Genomic DNA, 18640 nt, shown 5'->3' on the forward strand with positions numbered 1-18640 from the left:
TTTACGCCTCTCCTCCCATGTCCGCTTCAGGGACTGTTCTTGGTCCCGCGCCTAACGATTTGCCTGATCCCCCGTTTTTCTCTGTGATGCCTGTTGCACGTTTCATTCCTCTTCTTTCCCCGGTTGTCGCCTGCCTCCTGATGTCTGGTTGCGATCAAGTGGGCGAGAGGGTCCAAATCAAGGAGACACGCGAAATCTCCAAGCACGCCACGCGTCCTCCGGTTGCAGTGGCCAGCGCAGATCGCTTCCCCCAGATGGATCGCGAGGCGCCCGAGGTGGAGCAACCAGATCCGCCGGCAGCGGAGGAACTTTTCGATTGGATCACGCCTGCGGGGTGGACGGTCGTGCAGCCCACGGGCGCGGCGAGAGGCATCCGTCTTCTCGACATGCGTTTTGGTCCCAATCAGGAGGGGCAATGTTTCCTGAGCTTTCTTCCCGGCGGAGGCGGGGGAGTGGAGGCGAATGTGAACCGCTGGCGCACGCAGATGGGTCAGGCTCCTTACACTGCTGAGGAGTTTGCCGCATTGCCGAAGAAGCCTCTGTTTGGCCGCGATGCTTCCTATGTGGCCTTCGACGGTGACTTCACGGATGTGGGCAAGTCAGAAGCGGTGAAGGACTACCGCATGCTCGGCGCTGTCCACGCTGACGAAAAGTTCATGATCTTTGTCAAAATGGTGGGCCCGAAAGCACTGGTGGTGGAGAACGAAGCCGCTTTCGATGAATTCTGCCGTTCCCTCCAGCCCAAGGTTCAACGATGAGAGACACTGCAACCGCCCCCAAGGCCCCTTCTATCTTGAAGAAGGTGTATGGCATTTTTGCATCCTTCGGCTTTGCCGTGGCGGTGCTCACCCTCCTGCTGCTCATGACGTACCTCGGTACGCTGGAGCAGCTCGAGCATGGCCTCTATGACAGCCAGCGGAAGTATTTCGAGTCCTGGTTCATCACCAGCATCGACATCGACTGCTGCCTTCGTGCCATGCACATCCCCTACGAGGGCGAATGGGTGCTGCCCATCCTCCTGCCCGGTGGTGGACTGCTCATGGGGTTGCTGGCGCTGAACATGATTTGCGGCGGTATCACCCGCATCATCTCGCGCATGCGCGCGGGGTTGAAGAACAACGTCAGACCAAACCTGGGACTCATCGGTGTGCTCATCGCGCACGTGTCGGTGGTGTTCATGCTCCTGGCCGGTCTGGTGTCCCTGCTGGCGAAAGAAGAAGGTGCGGTGTGGGTGACGGAGAACCAGACGGTGGATGAATTTGAAGCGTTCCACGTCAGCGATATCCGCATCGAGAAGCTCGAACCCGCGCCTGCAGACGGCAAACGGGAGGCGATGCTCATCCCGGACAGCCAGTTTGCGGATCTCACCAAGGGCAAGGCTCGCACCTTTTACCGTGAAGGTCTCCCGTTTGAACTGATGGTGATGAACTACATGGAGCACTGTGCGGTGCGTCCAGCCAAGACTGGAGATCCGCAGAGCATGGTGGTGGATGGATACATCCTCCAGGAGCTGCCGCTGCATGATGCGGAAATGAAACCAGTGCCGCATGAGCAGCGTGTGAATGGTGCTTATGTGAAGGCCATCGATGCGAAGACCAAGGCCGAGCATCTAGGCATCATCGTGCGTACCGAGCGCGCGCCATGGACGGTGACCATTGGCAATGAGTCGTACGGCGTGGGCATCGGCCGCCGCCAGTACCGCCTGCCCTTCGAGGTGAAGCTGGACAAGTTTGTCCGCGAGACCCACCCCGGTACGAACCAGGCGAGGAAGTTCACCAGCCACGTGACCGTGATTCGCGATGGGAAGTCCGAGGAGAAGATCATCAACATGAATGAGCCGCTGCGTTTCGGTGGCTTCGCTTTCTTCCAGAGTTCCTTCGACATGGAGGCGGCGCAACGCGGTGGCCAGCAGTCCTCCATGTTCCAGGTGGCGAGCAATCCCTCCGACCACTGGCCGCTCATCTCACTCATCGCTGCCATGATTGGTCTTCTGATGAATCTCGTCTGGCATCTGACGAAATTCCTGAAGCAAAGTGCGCGAAGCAATGTGCCGGTCGCTCCGCCCAGTGTCTAACAACTCGTGTCCCCCGTCCTTTCCACGCTCATGAAAGCTTCCCGATTGATGAAGACCCTGGCGGCCTGCTGTGCAGCCTGGGCTCTGCTGCCGGTGGTGCTGACTGCCCAGGCAGAAGCTCCCAAACCCGCTGCGGATCCTCATGCGTCTGTAACGGCAGTGCCGGCAGCCACGGCGCCCGCCCAGGTGGCGTCAGAGAACAAGGCAGCTCCCATCCCGCTGGAGACATTGATGGATCCGGAGTTGCTGAAGATCATGGCCACCATCCCAGTGCAGCAGCAGGGACGCGTGAAGCCGCTCGAGACGGTGGCTCGCACCACCCTGCTCCTGCCCATGTATGGCAAGCAGAGCATGAAGGCGGAGAAGTTCAACGAAACCACCGGAAAGGTGGAGCCGGTGCTGGATCCGCAAACGGGCAAGCCGGTGGTGAATGCCAAAGGCAAATCAACGCTGAGCGCCATGGAGTGGATGCTTATCAGCCTGTTCCGTCCGGACATTGGCAAGGAACTGAATGTCTTCGTGGTGGATAACTCGGATGCCGTGGTGATCCTGAACCTGCACGGCAAGGGCAAGCGCGACCGCTACTCGTACAATGAGATCGCGGAAGGTCGCCAGAAGCTCTCGCAAAAGATGGAAGAATTCCGCGGGATGGATCCGGCCAAGCTCTCACCGGAGTCCCGCGCGCTCTACAAGCTGAGCCAGGACTTCCTCGATTACGACATGATGCTGGGGCACTTCGACTTCGCCCGCAATCCCTTCGGGGATCAGGTCGGGAAGGTGCCAGCGGAGATCCTTTCTCCTGCGGACGGCCCGAATCCTCCCATCGCGGCGCTGCTGCCCAAGATGGCCGCGTATTTCAAGGCGCATCCGGAAGCTCAGGCACCCATGGCGAATCCCTGGTTCTTCAACTTCATCCGCACGCTGCTGTGCGCCAAGATGAACGGCGTGCCGCAGGAGCAGATGAATCTCTTTCCTCCTGATGACAAGAATCTCGAGGTGTGGAAGAGCCCCGGTGCGATCATGCAGGAAGCTCTGAGCGGTGCGGAGGTCTCCGCACATGAGTATGCCATGCTCACCGCCTGGGGTGAATTGGGACGCCTTGACGGCACGGCCAGCAGCAGTGATTTCAAGGCGAAGGCGAAGCAGGTGGCGGACACGCTCAGCAAGGCGGCCTCGGACCGGGGGCAGACCGGACACATCGGCCTGGAACTGCTGCTGCACAAAGGGGACTTCTTCACCAGAGCGCTGTACATGTTTGTGCTGGGCAGCCTGGCTCTCTCTGCGGCGTGGGTATCACCCGGGGGCCGTTGGGAGAAGACGTGCAAGTCCATCTGTTGGGGAGCGATGATCATTGGCGCCGTGCTTGGCACCGTGGGGATCATCATCCGCAGTCTGATCATGGAGCGTCCTCCGATCACCACGCTCTATGAGACCATCATTTTCATCACCACAACCTCGGTGATTGGAGCACTGCTGGTCGAGTGGATGAGTCGCCGCAAGGATCTGGCCATGACAGTGGCCTGCATCTCGGGTGTTGCCGGGATGTTCCTCTCCATCCGCTTCTTCGAAATGGAAGGCAAGGACAGCTTGGTGCAGCTGCAAGCCGTGCTCATCACGAACTTCTGGCTGGCCACGCACGTGCCGTGCATCAACCTCGGCTACGCGTGTGGGATGGTGGCTTGCAAGACTTCCATGGTGTACTTCACGCGCCGCGTGTTCGGTGTCACCAAGGCTGGGGATGAGGATGCCCGCACCCTGACGCGCATCTCGTACGCATTTGTGCTGGCCGGTCTTTTCCTTTCACTCGTCGGCACTGTGCTCGGCGGCGTGTGGGCAAACTATTCCTGGGGCCGCTTCTGGGGTTGGGACCCGAAGGAGAATGGCGCGCTCATGATTGTGCTGATGAACCTGATCATCCTGCATGCCCGCCTTGGCGGTTATGTTCGCGAGGCCGGATTCCACGTGGTGAACGTGATTCTGGGGATGATCACCATCTTTTCCTGGTTCGCGACCAACCAGCTCGGCATCGGATTGCACGCTTACGGTGAACTCAGCGGCGCCTGGAAGTGGCTCTACACCATCTGGGGCGTCATGGCTGGCTATGTGGTGCTGGGGATGATCTTCGCGCAAATGGACAAGAGCTCCCGCTCAGGTGGGAGTGTCAGCGGCGGGTCAACTCGTGAAGGGCAAAAGGGAGAGCATGACCTGCTTCCGCAGGCTGTTGCCAAATAGTCTCATCCTTCCACTCAGACGCATTCCACGGGGGGAAGTACACTGGTCTTCCCTCCGGTGTGATGCTTGCATGCACTCGTGTGAGCACCATCTTGTTGGCGTAGGGCAGGGCAGCGGCAAACACTTGTCCGCCGCCGATGCACACGAGCTCGCCCTGGCCGGCAGCCTCAGCCGTGGCGATCGCTTGTGGTACGGAGGATACGACGCGCCCGATTTCCGGATCCCATCCACAGCGCGAGCTTAATACCAGCGGGCAATGCCCCGGGCGGAACCATCCGCGCATTTCCTCGTACGTGGTGCGTCCCAGCAGCAGCCACTTGCTGTCGGTGTACTCGCGGAAGTGCGCGACGTCACGGGGCAACTTCCACGGGATGCCGCGCGCATCCGCCAGGAGGCGGTTCTCATCCATGGCGGCGATGAGGGAGAGGAGCATCGGGATGTTGAGGGTGACGGTTGAGAGTTGAGGGGCTTAAGGAAGCGAGGCGTTGTTGATGTGCAGGGGTTGGTTCGGATCTGGAAGGGAGAAGGATCTGCATTGGATTCAACGCAGAGACACAGAGGAACTTCGGAGACTGAGAAAACAGTGCTCGATTATCGGCTCAGGCCGCCGGCGACGGTTCGTGCCTATGAGCGGTTTTGAACTCAAGCCATCAACTATCAACCGTGGACCATCCACCTGCCGTTACCGCCCAAACACGCGTGACCGTCCCTCGTTCAGGACATGCACGCTGTGGTCGAGGTTTGCCTCGGCTTTCGTCCGGAAGCGTGCCACCGGCTCATGGATGGGTTCGCCGCTGATGGGGAAGGTGCCGTAGTGCATGGGCACGATGTGGCGGGCGGAAAGCATGTCTGCGGCTTCCAGCGCCTCTTCGGGATTCATGTGCACGGGACGGCCGCTCGGAGGTTCATAGGCGCCGATGGGCATGAGTGCGATATCGACGGAGGAACGTTTGGCGATCTCCTGGAAGCCATCGAAGAGGGAGCTGTCTCCACAATGGAAGATGGTGTGTCCGCTCTTGCGTTCCGTGATGAGGTATCCGCCAAATTTACGGTAGGTGTCGTGGATGAAGCGTGCGCCCCAGTGCTTGGTCGGCGTGAAGGTGATATCGAGCGTATCCACGCGCAGCGTCTGCCAGTAGTGCATCTCAATGACCCGGCTGAAGGCGCAATTTTTTACAATGCTGCCGACACCTTCTGGAACAATGATCGGCTGACCTGCGGCGATGGAACGTAAACTCGGAAGATGAAGGTGGTCGAAATGCGCGTGCGTGATGAGCACGAGATCGATGTATGGGAGGCTGCGGGCCACCAGGCTGGGGTGGCTGACGCGCTTGATGGGCCCCAACCAGAGCGCCCAGACGGGGTCCACGAGAATGTTTTTGCCACCCACCTGCAAAAGAAAACCGGCATGACCAAGCCAGGTCACGCCGGTTTCGTGGTTCTCAAGGTCTGCGCGGAAGGAAAACTCTCCGCCGGCCTGTCGTGGGGTCAGCAAGTGGGGGATGAGCACATCGCTGAAGAACTTCAGGTTGCGCTCCCGCCAGCCCTTGCTGGGCAACAGGCCCACCTTGTTGGTGTTATGCCCATTGGAGCCAGAACCAGAGGCCGCTTGGCCCTGGCGTCGCGTAAGCGCCTTTTGGCTGAAGGATCGAAAGTTGGGGTCGTGGAGCATTTCCAGCAGGGGATAAAGGCAGGAAAAGTGCCGAAGGTGTTGGAAAGTCTATGTTTTCTGGGTCAGGATGACAACCATCATTTCAGGTCTCGAAATCTTCCATCTTTGCAGCGATGACGACCTCAGAAACCCAGCAACCGGAGACCAAGAGCGAGATGAGGAAGCTCATCCGCGAACGGATGCGCGCCTGCTCGCTCGAGGATCGGGCGGCATGGTCTGAATCCGTGCTTAGCCATCTGCGGCAGAAGCCCGAATGGGTACGTCCGGGTGGAGTGGTGACATTGTTCGGAGGCATGGTCTCAGAGCCGAATCTCCTGCCACTCCTGCCATGGCTGCAAGAAATGGGCATGCGCACGGCATTTTTTGCCATTGAGGGTGACATCATGACGCCTTATCTCATTCAAGATGAGCAGGATTTGGTGCCGGGGGTGCTCGGTGTCCTGGAACCGTGGCGCAATGCCAAGAAGCGTCTGAAATTTGAAGAAGTCTCTGTGGCGCTTGTTCCCGGAGTGGCTTTTTCCTCAGCGGATGGAACGCGCCTCGGCCGCGGCAAGGGTCACTATGACCGCGCGCTTGAGAGAATGCAGGACATCTGCGTACGCATCGGCGTGTGCTTCCACATGCAAATCCTGCCCACCGTGCCGGCGGAAGGACACGATCGGAGAGTACAATCCATTGTGACCGAGAATGGGTGGATGAGCCTCACAGGACGGGACTGAGATCCGTCCTGGCTATCACACCATCTCACACCAGCGGCAGTTCCAGACGGAAATCTGGAACACGCACGTACACGGGCTTTCCATTGTCTGTCTGGCCGAAGAACGTGCCGGTGGCGACGCTGGGCTCGGCGATGACGTGATAGCTGTTGTAGCTGAAAGTCTGGCCGGGCTCCAGGCGGGGCTTCTCACCCACCACACCGTCGCCTTCCACCACCAGTGTCTCACCGCCGTCATCCGTCACGATCCATTTGCGTCCGACGATGGTGATGGACTCGCTGGAATGATTGTGGATGGAGAGGTAGTAGGCAAAGGGGTGCGGCTTGTCCGGGGGCACCTGCAGGTGAGGCAGATAGAGCACCTGGTCCACCGAAACGGAAAGCCCGGGGAGCTGTTCAAATTGTAGGGGCATGGGGGGATTTTACCCAAGATGAGACATCGCGCCAGTGGGGGCGTTCAGGAATGAATTGATTCCTAGTCCCAAGGTTTCTTCCCCAGTGGCACAGGCTGCCGGGACGGGCCGGCAACCTGTGTCCCAGTGGAGTCATGCCTGCTGCTTCCCGCCTGTCAGGCTGCTGAGCAGGGAGGGGAGGAGGTCATCCAGGCCCTGCTGTTGCTGGTTTTCAGCGCTGTCGATCTGGCCACTGGGGGTCAGTTTGTCGACGATCTTTGGCAGGTAGTCGGCGAGGAACCCCGAGGCCTTCGAGGGATCGACTCCCAGTTGGGCTGCGAGGCCTTTCACCTGATCCGAGCCGAGTACGTCTTCAATTTGTGAAGATTTCACAGACTGGTTTTCTCCCATACCTACCCAGGAGGTGAATACTTCACCAAGTCCTCCCTTTGAGAACTTGCTCATCAGGCCCTGTAGACCTCCGTTTTTTTCCAGAAGGCTGCTTAGTGCCGCCGCAAGAGGATCCTGTCCGCCTGCGGCCACGGCTGCATCATTTCCTTTCTTGCCAGTGAGGCTTTCAAGGAGGGTATCAATCATTCCCATGGCGATGTCGAGTTAGGCTTTCCCCATCCTTTTCGAGAGCACGCGATAGAGGATCAGCAGGATGAGTGAGCCGATCGTCGCGATGAAGATGCCACCCAAATCGAAGGACTCGATGGCTCCGAGACCGAAGAGCCTGCCGACGAGCCCCCCGGTGATGGCGCCTGCGATGCCGATCAAGATGGTGACAAAGAATCCGCCAGGATCTTTTCCTGGCATGATGAACTTGGCCAATGCTCCGGCCACAAGGCCGAGGAGGATCCATGATAGGATTCCCATATGGTTTATTCTATTGTGCGTGTGGATTAGGCCAGCGGCTTGACTGGCTGTGAGGGACTCACCACTGGCGTGCCTCCATGGTGGAGGAGGCTCCGGAGGTTGCGGCGTGGTGTACCACTTCAGAGAAGTAGTCTAACGTTGGGAGGCAGCAAATGGCGCTTCAGTGCGCACTGTTGAATGAAGGTTAATCCAACGAATCGTGGTCATTATCCCAGAATTTGCCTGCCCGTGATAGCCAAAAGTGATGACTTTTGCATGGTGATTCTTCATCAGGGCTCCCGAACCTACAGCTTTGTTCAGGGAAGGAGGATGCGACGCAAAAATGGGCAACGGCGAGTGTGTCGGAATGGAATCGATTTTAAACTGGACTCCCTTCATGAACGGGTTTGCAATGAAGCGAACCTGAATCTGCCATGCTCGACCAAATTGTTTCCCTGCTCGGCGACAAGGCCGACTCCCTGCTCAAGCACGAGTGCAAGACGATTGCCAAAGAGTTGCTTCATCTTCCTGGTTCAGACTGGGTTGATCGGATCTTTGCTCCCAGCGATCGCAACCAGAGGGTGCTCAACAACCTCAACTGGATGTACAACACCGGTCGACTCGCGGGCACGGGATATCTGTCCATTCTTCCGGTGGACCAGGGAGTGGAGCATTCCGCGGGAGCGAGCTTCGCGCCGAATCCTGAGTATTTCGATCCGGAGAACATCGTGAAGCTGGCCATCGAGGGCGGATGCAATGCGGTGGCCTCCACCTTTGGTGTGCTGGGCATGGTCTCACGAAAGTACGCGCACAAGATTCCCTTCCTCGTGAAGTTGAATCACAATGAACTGCTCACGTATCCGAATGCGTTCAAGGAGATCCCGTTTGGCACGGTGGATCGTGCGTATGAGATGGGAGCAGCGGCGGTGGGTGCGACGATCTATTTCGGCTCTGATGATGCGGGCCGGGAGATTGTCGAGGTCGCACAAGCCTTCTCACGGGCACATGAGCTGGGGATGGCCACCGTGTTGTGGTGCTACCTGCGCAACCCGGAGTTCAAGAAGGACAAGGACTATCATGTGGCCGCAGACCTGACCGGCCAGGCCAATCACCTTGGCTGCACCTTGCAGGCCGATATCATCAAGCAGAAGCTGCCGGAGAATAACGGAGGCTTCATTGCGCTGAATACCGGCGGCTCCAGCTATGGCAAGTTGGACAAGCGTATCTACTCAGTCCTCTCCAGCGATCACCCCATCGATCTGTGCCGCTATCAGATTGCGAATTGTTATCTGGGGCGCGCGGGATTGATCAACAGTGGTGGTGCCTCTGGCAAAAAAGACTTCGAGGATGCCGTGTATACCGCCGTGATCAACAAGCGTGCGGGAGGCTCTGGACTCATCTCGGGGCGCAAGGCTTTCCAGCGTCCCATGAAGGAGGGTGCGGAACTGCTGCAGCAGATCCAGGATGTGTATCTATGCAAGGAGATCACGATTGCGTGATGGCGCTTTTGTGACCGGTCCACTTTTTCCTTGAGTCCGTGTCTCTCAGTGCGGAGGGGTAGTCCTTTGCCATGAGAGTTGCCGCCAGCCCCCCTGTCATCCTTACCATCGCCGGATCTGATTGTTCTGGGGGGGCTGGCATTCAGGCGGATCTCAAGACGATCACGGCATTGGGCGGCTATGGGATGACGGCCGTGACTGGGGTGGTGGCGGAGACACCGCTGGTGGTTTCTCGCATTCAACTCATTGATGCGGAGGTGGTGCATGAGCAGGTGAAGCTGCTGCTGGATGCCTATCCCATGGCTGCGGCGAAGACGGGCATGTTGGGTGGCAAGGAGCAGATCGAGGCGGTGGTTTCTGCCTGGGAATCCTCAGAAAGGTCCGCAAAGCAGGTTCCGCTCGTGGTGGATCCTGTGATGGTGGCCACGAGCGGTGGACGCCTGTTGGATGAAGATGCGGAAGAGGCGCTGGTGACCCGACTGTTTCCCCACGCTGCGCTCATCACTCCCAATCTTGATGAGGCTGCCGTGCTGGTGGGAGAGAAGATCACTACGCGTGAATCCATGGAGCACCACGCGCTGGCCTTGAGCGCGCGTCATGGCTGTGCCGTGCTGTTGAAAGGAGGGCACCTGTCGGGTGATAGTGTGCCGGATGTGCTTGTCAGTGATGGAGAACTCCACTGGCTGGAGGGACGTCGCATTGAGGGGGTGCACACGCATGGCACCGGATGCACGTACTCCGCGGCGATCGCTGCCGGGCTTGGGAACGGATTGTCGATGCTCGATGCCGTGCGGCAGGGGAAGGAATTTGTCACGAATGCCATCGCCACTCATCTCCGCTGGGGAGAGATGGAGGCGCTGAATCAGACGCAAGGAAAGTAGCCGCCTTGAGCCTTTAGCGGTGGGAGCTGGGTGTTCAAGTGTGACGGATGGCTTCTGGCTCGACCCTGCGGGTAGCGTGACTGACAGCACACGGAGTGTGCGGACCACCATTTAATACCCGCGCTCATAGCCACCAGTGCGCCCATAGGAGCGTGGGCTGCGGTCGTAGCCGTAGTTGTTGTAGTCACCGTCGACGTCGTCATAACGGTCGTTGTTGTCGAACCAGTCGCGGTCGTCATCATGATCGTAGTCGTGGTAGTCCTGCCTGCCCCTGCTGCGACGTGCGATGCCTTCGATCTGATCTTCGAATTGGCCGATGCATTTGTCGAAGGACTTGCGAATGTATTCACGACGGTGAAGCAGGATGCCGGGGCCGCCGGTGCGCGCGTAGGCATGGGCCACTTCTTCCCCGTGGCGGGTCAGCCGGAGATGGACATCGGCATTCACGGGACCGTCGTCGACTTCAAAGGCGAGCATGTAGTCCGCCGGAGTGCGATAGGTGGGGCGAAATCCGGAGTCGACCAGGGCGTCTTCTACCTCGGGTAGCAGCTCGCGTTCGGAAGAGCTGAGCCCGCCGGGAATCAAGACCCGGGGAGCAGGGCGGCGACCGGGGCCCACAGGCTCGACGGTTTCGCAGGACGAGAGGGCGAGCACGCCCAGCAACAGCAGAGTGGGGGAAAGCAACCGGTGCATTGGAGAATAGTACGGATTTCTTAAGCTTCTGGCAAGGCGGTCCTTGGCAAACCTTCGGCACATGACCGTTCGCCAGCGGAGGCGGATGTCTTCCTCACAAGGACGCTGGCATCCGCGCGGGGCATGGGTATGCTACGGGAATGTCGCTCTTCCGGGCTTGCCTGCTCACTCCGTTGCTTTCCCTGTCTTCGCTGCTTCCGGCAGCGGAATCACGGCCGCTGCTGGACAAGTTGCCCCAAAACAGCATCCAGTCCGCCTTCCAGATCCTGCGACGGGACTACATTCGCAGGGAGGACCTGAGCTATGAGGAACTGAACCGCGCTGCTTTGCAGGGGTTGCTGGAGCGCCTGGACTTCGGTGCGGAGCTTGTGCCTGCGAAATCCGATGAGAATCCGTTGGTGCCGTATGTGCATGCGGAGTTTCTCGCGCCGGACGTGGCCTATCTGCGACCGGAGACGTTCACCCAGGGGGAGGGGGCTTTGTTTGAAACAGCCCTGAAGGGAATCCTGGAAAAGAAAGCCAAACATCTGATTCTGGATCTGCGCGCCGGAGGGAAAGGGCTCTTCGAGGAGGCAGCCGCGGTCTTGCAAACCTTCCTCCCGGCGGGAGAACTGATGTTCAAGATGAAGCAGCTTCACAGCGATGACGCGGAGCTTTTCATTTCAAAGGGCTCGCCGCTGTGGACCGGGCGCGTGGTGGTGTTGATCGATGGTGAGACTGGTCATGCAGCCGAGGCTGTGGCGGCGGTATTGCATGCGCAGGGCAGGACGCTTTTGATTGGCGAAAAGACCCGTGGCGCCACCGTGCGCTACTCGGACGTGACGCTGGATGACCATACCATTCTGCGCTACGCCAGCGCGGAGATGCTGCTGCCGGATGGGACCTCCCGCTTCAAGGTGGGGCTGGAGCCAACCTTCAACATCGTGGGCAACCTGAAGCAGAAGCATCTTGCGTTTGAAGGCAGTCGTGGGAAATCCCACCTTCCTTACGTGAATGACCGGGTGCGCCCGCGCTTCAATGAGAGAGCACTGGTGCACGATCAGAATCCCGAACTCGACGACTACATCCGCCGCAGCAAGGGGCAATCCCTGCCGGGGGATGAAGGCCAGACTCGCGATGTGGTGACCCAGAGGGCCATTGATTTCATTCTCGCAGGTGACTTTGGCAGTGCCTCCAAAATCGACTGGCAGCCGAAGCACAATCCGGCGGAGGGCCCGGTGGAGAGCATCCCCAAGGCCGTGCCTGCAGACCCCTCCGCCACCAATCCAGACCAATGATCAGCCGCGAGACTATGACGCAAGACAAAACGGGGGATGTGCGCATTCTCACCACGGTGACCATTCAGGAGGTGCTGGATGGGAGGAGCTACCGTGCCGCCCTGGCCAATGGCAAGCGTATCCTGGCCTTTGCGATGCCCCTGGACAGGGTGCCCCCTCTTCAGGTTGGCGACCGCAGCAAGGCCATCCTCTCCCTGTGTGATTTCAATGAGGCGCGGTTGCTGCCGGAAGACATGACGGGGGTTCGAGTGGACCATCCGATCATCGATGGTGGTGGGCATGTTCGTGCCTGAGCGGTTGGTTCGAGCTGCGATTCTTTTTGGTCACTGAAATCTGCTCGCGGGCTTCCATGGCACGCGGCATGCTTGGTTGGAGGTCCGCATGTCCATACACGTCGCGCTTCATCACCGCACCACCTACTCTTACGATCGTCTCATTTCTCTGGGACCGCAGACCATTCGTTTGCGACCGGCGCCGCACTGCCGGACCAAGATCCTGAGCTACTCGCTGCAGGTCGCCCCCAAGCAGCACTTCATCAACTGGCAGCAGGACTCGCACTCGAACTACCTGGGCCGGCTCGTCTTTCCCGAGAAGACCCGCGAGTTTGATGTGACCGTGGATCTGGTGGCTGAGATGGCGGTGTACAATCCGTTCGATTTCTTCCTTGAGCCCTCCGCGGAAAAGTTTCCCTTCAAGTATGAGCCGTGGTTGAAGAAGGATCTGGCGCCATTTTTGGAGTGGGAGGAGCAGAGTCCAAAAATTCTGCGTTACATTGAGCCCTGGATGGGGAAGAAGGACATCCGGACCATCGATTTTCTGGTGGAACTGAATGCGCAACTGCAGAAGGACATCAGCTATCTCATCCGCATGGAGCCGGGGGTGCAGACGGTGGAAGAAACGCTTACGCTGCGGAGTGGTTCCTGTCGTGATACGGGGTGGCTGCTCGTGAATATCCTGCGCCGCCTTGGATTCGCGGCGCGCTTTGTGAGTGGATACCTCATCCAGCTCACGGCGGATGTGAAGGCGCTCGATGGTCCGAGCGGCACGGAGGTGGACTTCACCGATCTGCATGCGTGGTGCGAAGTGTATCTGCCCGGTGCGGGCTGGATTGGCCTGGATCCCACCAGCGGATTGCTCGCGGGAGAGGGGCACATCCCCCTGGCCTGCACACCGGAGCCCATGACGGCCGCTCCGGTGAGCGGTGCGCTCGACAAAGCGGAGTCGACGATGCACCACGAAATGAAGGTGACACGCATCTACGAGTCACCGCGCGTCACGAAGCCTTACACCGATGAACAGTGGGCGGAGATTCTGAAGAGTGGTCGCGCCGTGGATGCACGTCTGCATGCCGGTGATGTGCGTCTCACCATGGGTGGTGAGCCTACCTTCGTGTCCATAGATGATCCGGATGGCGCAGAGTGGAACTTTGCGGCGAATGGCAAACGCAAACGTGAGCTGTCCGGAGAGCTCATCAAGCGGCTGCGCAAGCACTTCGCGCCCACGGGAGGCATGCTGCACTACGGCCAGGGCAAGTGGTATCCGGGCGAGAGCCTGCCCCGCTGGTCGCTGGGCTGTTGGTGGCGCAAGGATGGCGAGCCCATTTGGGAAAACGCAGACCTCATCGCGGATGAAAGCATCAACTACGGTCACGGCGCCGCGGAGGCGAAGGTGCTCGCGGATCGGCTTATTGACCATTTGGGGGTGGATGGCCAGTGGCTCATGCCCGCGTATGAGGATGTCTACTACTACATCTGGCGGGAGCGGCGCCTGCCGGTGAACGTGGACCCGCTCAACAGCAATCTGAATGACAAGGAGGAACGGGAACGCATCCGTCGCATCTTCGAGCAGGGTCTGGGCAGCATCGTGGGTTATGCGTTGCCACTGCAGCGCAACTACGTAGGGGATGAACTGGAGTGGTCCAGTGGTCCATGGTTCTTGCGTCGAGAGACGTTGTATTTGACTCCGGGTGACTCGCCCATGGGGCTTCGCCTTCCGCTGGACTCCCTGCCGTGGGCGCCGCTGAGCGAACTGCCCTACAAGCCGGAGCCTGATCCCATGGAAGAGCGTGGCGCGCTCCCTCCGCGACGTAGTCGCGCAGCGCAGATGCACGTGGCCGTGGGCGAGACTGGAAGAGATTCTACCAAGCCGACTCATGCCACGTATCCCTACGGTCCCGAAAGCGCCGTGGCGCAGAAGGCTGGATCAAGGCAGAAGCTGGCCCCAGCATCCGCGACAGGCACGCGCCAGCCGGAGCAGGGCCGGAGCGCTCCGTGGGTGGTACGCACCGCGCTATGCGTGGAACCGCGCAATGGAAGACTGCACGTCTTCATGCCGCCAGTGACGGCGATTGAAGATTACCTCGACCTGGTGGCGGCCATTGAAGATGCCGCAGCCGATCTGAGCATGCCGTTGATCATCGAGGGCGAGCCACCACCATATGATCCGCGCCTCAGCGTGCTGAAGGTGACGCCCGACCCGGGCGTGATTGAGGTGAACATCCATCCCTCCGCCACGTGGGATGAACTGGTGGAGAAGACCACCATCCTATACGATGAAACGCGTCTCACGCGCCTGGGCACGGAGAAATTCATGGTGGATGGCCGCCACACGGGCACGGGGGGAGGCAATCACATCATCATGGGGGGCGAGACGCCTTCGGACTCTCCCATTCTGCGTCGGCCGGATCTGTTACGCTCGCTGCTGAACTACTGGCACAATCATCCCTCGCTCAGCTACCTGTTCTCCGGCCTCTTCATTGGACCCACCAGCCAGGCGCCGCGTGTGGATGAAGCGCGCAATGATTCCCTGTACGAACTGCAGATGGCCTTCGACCAGGTGCCTGATGCCAGCGGCTACATCGCGCCCTGGCTGGTGGATCGCCTCTTCCGCAACTTGCTCATCGACTCCACTGGCAACACGCACCGTGCGGAGTTCTGCATCGACAAGCTGTACTCTCCGGACAGCAGCACAGGCCGCCTGGGCCTCGTGGAACTGCGCAGCTATGAGATGCCACCGGATGCACGCATGAGCGTGGCGCAGCATCTGATGCTCCGCTCCCTGATTGCCAGGTTTTGGGAAGAGCCCTATGCAGCGCCACTCGTGCGCTGGGGTACGGACATCCATGATCGCTGGATGCTGCCGCACTTTGTGTGGAACGACTTCAGTGAGGTGGTCGGGGATCTGAAGTCCTCCGGATTTGAGATGAAGTCCGAGTGGTTTGCGCCGCACTATGAATTCCGCTTCCCTCGTATCGGTGCCTTCTCGCAGAAGGATGTGGAGGTGCAGCTCCGTACGGCACTGGAGCCCTGGCATGTGCTCGGTGAGGAGTCTGGCGGTGGTGGCACGGTACGCTATGTGGACAGTTCACTGGAGCGCATGGAGGTGAAGGTGAAGGGCATGGTGGATCCCCGACATGTGATCACGGTGAATGGACGCCGCCTGCCGCTGCATCCCACCGGGGTGAATGGCGAGTACGTCTGTGGCGTACGGTACCGGGCCTGGCAGCCGCCGGAGTGCCTGCAGCCCATGATTGGCGTGCACAGCCCACTGACCTTTGACCTCGTGGATACCTGGAACAACCGCTCGTTGGGTGGCTGTCGCTACCACGTCTCCCACCCGGGAGGCCGGAGCTACGATACCTTCCCGGTAAACGCCTATGAGGCGGAGAGCCGGCGGTTGTCACGATTCGAGGCCATGGGTCATACCGGAGGCAAGGTAACTCCTCCGGCGCCGCCCCTGTCCCGTGAGTTTCCCTTCACACTGGATTTGCGTGCTTAGCGTTCGCGGCCATGATAATGCGTGGCCGCTCCCGCCCCTCACCTGATGGATTCCCCGTCTGCACCTGCCAACACTTCCGTGGCAGATCTGCTTGCGGCGTGTTCTCGTAGCCCGGCTACGGGATGGGGCGAGGCTTTTGCACCGGACGGCCAGATACGTCCGGCGTGGCAGCCGTTCCTTTCCTCCCTGGCCAAGCTGACGGTGCAGGATCTCAACGCCCGGCGCGAGGAGGCGAACCAGCTCCTGCGAGAGCACGGCGCCACCTACACCATCTACAACGAACAGAAGCAGTACACGGACCGGCACTGGCGGCTGGACATCCTGCCGCTCATCATTTCCTCGCAGGAATGGAGTGGGCTGGAGGCTGCGCTGAAGCAGCGGTCCCGTCTGCTGCGGATGCTGGTGAAGGACATATACGGCGAACGCCGCCTGCTCAAGGAGGGATGGATACCACCTTCGCTCGTGATGGCGAATCCCGGTTTCATCCGGGCCGCGCACGGGGTGAATCCCGCAGGGGGCCACATGCTCTTCCATCATGCGGTGGATCTCGCGCGTGGGCCTGACGGCCGTTGGGTGGTGCTGGCAGATCGCACACAGGCCCCCTCCGGCAAGGGATACTCGCTGGAGAACCGCATCGTTCTCACGAGTTTGTTCCCTGATGAGTTCCGTTCGATGCACGTTCATCGACTTGCGGCTTTCTTCCAGGTGGAGCGTGACGCGTTGCGGGCCATGGCGCCACAGAATCACGCAGACCCACGCGTGGTGCTCTTCACTCCTGGGCCGCTGAACGAAACCTACTTCGAGCACGCGTACAAGGCGCGCTACCTCGGCTTCCCCCTGGTGGAGGGCGCGGATCTCACCGTGCGCGGACGCAAGGTGTACCTCAAGACGCTCGAAGGCCTTCGTCAGGTGGATGTGATCGTGCGGCGCGTGGATGACACCTTCTGTGATCCTCTGGAGTTGCGTGGAGAAACCTGGCTGGGTGTGCCTGGACTGGTGGAGGCCTGGCGTGCTGGTACGGTGGCGATTGCCAATGGCATCGGCAGTGGTGTGATCGAAACGCCTGCGCTGCTTCCCTTCCTACCGGGACTTTGTCGTCACCTGCTGGGCGAAGATTTGCAGCTTGGCAATGCTGAAACGTGGTGGTGTGGCCAGCCGAAGGAACTACAGCATGTGGAGGACAATCTCGATCGCTTCGTGCTGAAGCGTGCCTTTGTGGGCGGAGCTGGTCAGCCGGTATTTGGTTCACAACTCACCGATGTGCAGCGGGACGAGCTGATGGCGCGAGTGAAGGCTTCGCCGCAGGATTTTGCCGCGCAGGAGAGGTTGCCGCTTTCGACGGCACCCGTGTTTGAGAACGGGAGAATCGAGAGGCACCCGCTGGTGCTGCGCTGCTACATTGTGCCACACGGTGAAGACTTCGCCGTGCTGCCCGGAGGTCTTACCCGCGTGAGCCCCTCGCCGCAGGGATTGGTGGTCTCCATGCAAGCAGGTGGCATCAGCAAGGACACCTGGGTGCTGGCGGATGGCCCTGTGGAACAGCTCACGTTGCTGCTGCCGCCTTCCGTGGTGGTGCGCCCGGAGAAGATGGCGGGTGAAGTGCCCAGCCGTGTGGCGGACCATTTCTTCTGGCTGGGGCGGTATGTGGAGCGTCTGGAAGATGCCGTACGTGTGCTGCGTGCCGTGCTGCAGCGAATGACGGGGGAAGGCACCGAAGATCAGGCGCGTGAACTTTCAGCGCTGGTGCCCTGGCTGGTGGCGTTGGGACGTTTGCCGGACCGATTCGGCACGAAGGTGGCGAGCGGTGAACTTCGCGGCGAGCTGTTTGCCCTAATCGATCACTCCAATCGCGATGGCAGCGTGCGCGAGCTGATGAACCGCGTGAGCTTCAATGCGACGGCACTGCGCGACCGTCTCTCGGACGACACCTGGCGTCTGTTGAACAAGCTTGTGCGGCATGTCCACGGGCGGAATGTGCGCTCCCGTGTTCCGGAGGCGCTGGAGTTCTTGAATTCACTCGTGCTGGAGCTCGCGGCCTTCACAGGCATGGAGATGGAGAACATGACGCGTGGCCACGGCTGGCGTTTCCTGGACTTGGGACGTCGCGTGGAGCGTGCCCAGAATATCCTCACCTTGCTCAAGGCTGCGGTGCATCCGCCGCCGCGCAATGATTCCGTGCTGGGGCCATTGCTGGAGGTATTCGACAGCGCCATGTCCTACCGCCGTCGCTACCATGCGCGCGCGCAGCTTGCTCCGGTGCTGGATATGCTGATTGCCGACGAAACAAATCCGCGCTCCCTCACGTGGCAGCTTCACCAGCTCACGCGTCACGCCTCGCAACTGCCCCGTACCGGGCGCGAAGGGGATGCGCATGAAGAGAAGCGCCAGGTGGACGGCATGCTCTCTGAGCTGGCTGGCATCAACTTCGAAACGCTGGTCAAGCACGAGGATGCGAATCCGGGCGCGCTGGTAGCGCTGTTCGATGAGTTGTTCTCGTCCCTTGGCCGATTGTCACAGACCATCTCTGCCCACTATTTCAGTCACGCACTGCCCCACGTGCGTTAGCGAGG

At 60.0% G+C, this 18640-nt stretch carries 16 protein-coding genes; 10 read left to right on the plus strand and 6 right to left on the minus strand.

Annotated elements, in window-relative coordinates; genetic code table 11:
• Positions 1-86 precede the first annotated feature (86 nt).
• From DES53_RS19725 to DES53_RS19735, 3 genes are read left to right on the plus strand one after another with little or no spacing between them, the layout of a single operon-like run.
• Positions 87-758 (plus strand): hypothetical protein, encoded by a 672-nt coding sequence (locus tag DES53_RS19725; protein ID WP_147263499.1) that lies wholly within the window; start codon positions 87-89, stop codon positions 756-758.
• Positions 755-2074 (plus strand): cytochrome c biogenesis ResB family protein, encoded by a 1320-nt coding sequence (locus DES53_RS19730; protein ID WP_113960022.1) that lies wholly within the window; start codon positions 755-757, stop codon positions 2072-2074. Before DES53_RS19725 ends, DES53_RS19730 begins: the two co-directional genes overlap by 4 nt.
• 30 nt (positions 2075-2104) lie before the next feature.
• Entirely contained in the window at positions 2105-4306 is a 2202-nt protein-coding gene (locus tag DES53_RS19735; protein ID WP_113960023.1) for a cytochrome c biogenesis protein, read from the plus strand.
• Here the strand turns inward: DES53_RS19735 and DES53_RS19740 are convergent.
• Both DES53_RS19740 and DES53_RS19745 read right to left on the minus strand, forming a co-directional pair.
• Positions 4236-4739, minus strand: a complete 504-nt coding sequence (locus DES53_RS19740; RefSeq protein WP_113960024.1) for a dihydrofolate reductase — start codon at positions 4737-4739, stop codon at positions 4236-4238. The two genes, DES53_RS19735 and DES53_RS19740, sit on opposite strands and share 71 nt — an antisense overlap.
• 249 nt (positions 4740-4988) lie before the next feature.
• Positions 4989-5978, minus strand: coding sequence for an MBL fold metallo-hydrolase (locus DES53_RS19745; protein WP_113960025.1), 990 nt, complete (start codon positions 5976-5978; stop codon positions 4989-4991).
• A gap of 113 nt (positions 5979-6091) precedes the next feature.
• Between DES53_RS19745 and DES53_RS19750 the strand changes: the two genes are divergently transcribed.
• A complete protein-coding gene (locus DES53_RS19750) occupies positions 6092-6697 on the plus strand; it encodes a 5-formyltetrahydrofolate cyclo-ligase (RefSeq protein WP_113960026.1) in 606 nt (201 codons plus the stop codon).
• A gap of 25 nt (positions 6698-6722) precedes the next feature.
• Here the strand turns inward: DES53_RS19750 and DES53_RS19755 are convergent, their stop codons facing one another.
• The 3 genes from DES53_RS19755 to DES53_RS19765 form a co-directional block, all read right to left on the minus strand.
• On the minus strand, positions 6723-7106 hold the full coding sequence (locus DES53_RS19755; protein WP_113960027.1) for a Co(2+)/Mg(2+) efflux protein ApaG: 384 nt from the start codon (positions 7104-7106) through the stop codon (positions 6723-6725).
• 132 nt (positions 7107-7238) lie between these two features.
• A complete protein-coding gene (locus DES53_RS19760; RefSeq protein ID WP_170157238.1) occupies positions 7239-7682 on the minus strand; it encodes a YidB family protein in 444 nt (147 codons plus the stop codon).
• Positions 7683-7700: 18 nt separating this feature from the next.
• A complete protein-coding gene (locus DES53_RS19765; RefSeq protein ID WP_113960029.1) occupies positions 7701-7964 on the minus strand; it encodes a GlsB/YeaQ/YmgE family stress response membrane protein in 264 nt (87 codons plus the stop codon).
• Between the two features lie 413 nt (positions 7965-8377).
• Here DES53_RS19765 and DES53_RS19770 point away from each other — a divergent pair, with 413 nt between their 5' ends.
• Positions 8378-9442 (plus strand): class I fructose-bisphosphate aldolase, encoded by a 1065-nt coding sequence (locus tag DES53_RS19770; protein ID WP_113960030.1) that lies wholly within the window; start codon positions 8378-8380, stop codon positions 9440-9442.
• 71 nt (positions 9443-9513) lie between these two features.
• Positions 9514-10323 (plus strand): bifunctional hydroxymethylpyrimidine kinase/phosphomethylpyrimidine kinase, encoded by an 810-nt coding sequence (gene thiD, locus DES53_RS19775; RefSeq protein ID WP_113960031.1) that lies wholly within the window; start codon positions 9514-9516, stop codon positions 10321-10323.
• A gap of 111 nt (positions 10324-10434) precedes the next feature.
• Here thiD and DES53_RS19780 read toward each other — a convergent pair whose 3' ends face one another.
• Positions 10435-11016: a hypothetical protein gene (locus DES53_RS19780; RefSeq protein ID WP_113960032.1), complete on the minus strand. Its 582-nt coding sequence runs from the start codon at positions 11014-11016 to the stop codon at positions 10435-10437.
• A gap of 140 nt (positions 11017-11156) precedes the next feature.
• Here DES53_RS19780 and DES53_RS19785 point away from each other — a divergent pair, with 140 nt between their 5' ends.
• The 4 genes from DES53_RS19785 to DES53_RS19800 all read left to right on the plus strand — a co-directional run bounded on the left by DES53_RS19785 (position 11157) and on the right by DES53_RS19800 (position 18635).
• Entirely contained in the window at positions 11157-12293 is a 1137-nt protein-coding gene (locus DES53_RS19785; protein WP_113960033.1) for a S41 family peptidase, read from the plus strand.
• A 14-nt stretch (positions 12294-12307) separates the two neighbouring features.
• The gene (locus tag DES53_RS19790; RefSeq protein WP_147263501.1) at positions 12308-12586 is read left to right on the plus strand and encodes a hypothetical protein; all 279 of its coding nucleotides are present in this window, start codon (positions 12308-12310) and stop codon (positions 12584-12586) included.
• An 88-nt stretch (positions 12587-12674) separates the two neighbouring features.
• On the plus strand, positions 12675-16070 hold the full coding sequence (locus DES53_RS19795; protein WP_113960035.1) for a transglutaminase family protein: 3396 nt from the start codon (positions 12675-12677) through the stop codon (positions 16068-16070).
• Positions 16071-16148: 78 nt separating this feature from the next.
• Positions 16149-18635, plus strand: a complete 2487-nt coding sequence (locus DES53_RS19800; protein WP_170157239.1) for a circularly permuted type 2 ATP-grasp protein — start codon at positions 16149-16151, stop codon at positions 18633-18635.
• The last annotated feature ends 5 nt before the right edge of the window (positions 18636-18640 follow it).

This window comes from Roseimicrobium gellanilyticum (assembly GCF_003315205.1).
GTDB classification, from domain to species: Bacteria; Verrucomicrobiota; Verrucomicrobiia; order Verrucomicrobiales; family Verrucomicrobiaceae; genus Roseimicrobium; species Roseimicrobium gellanilyticum.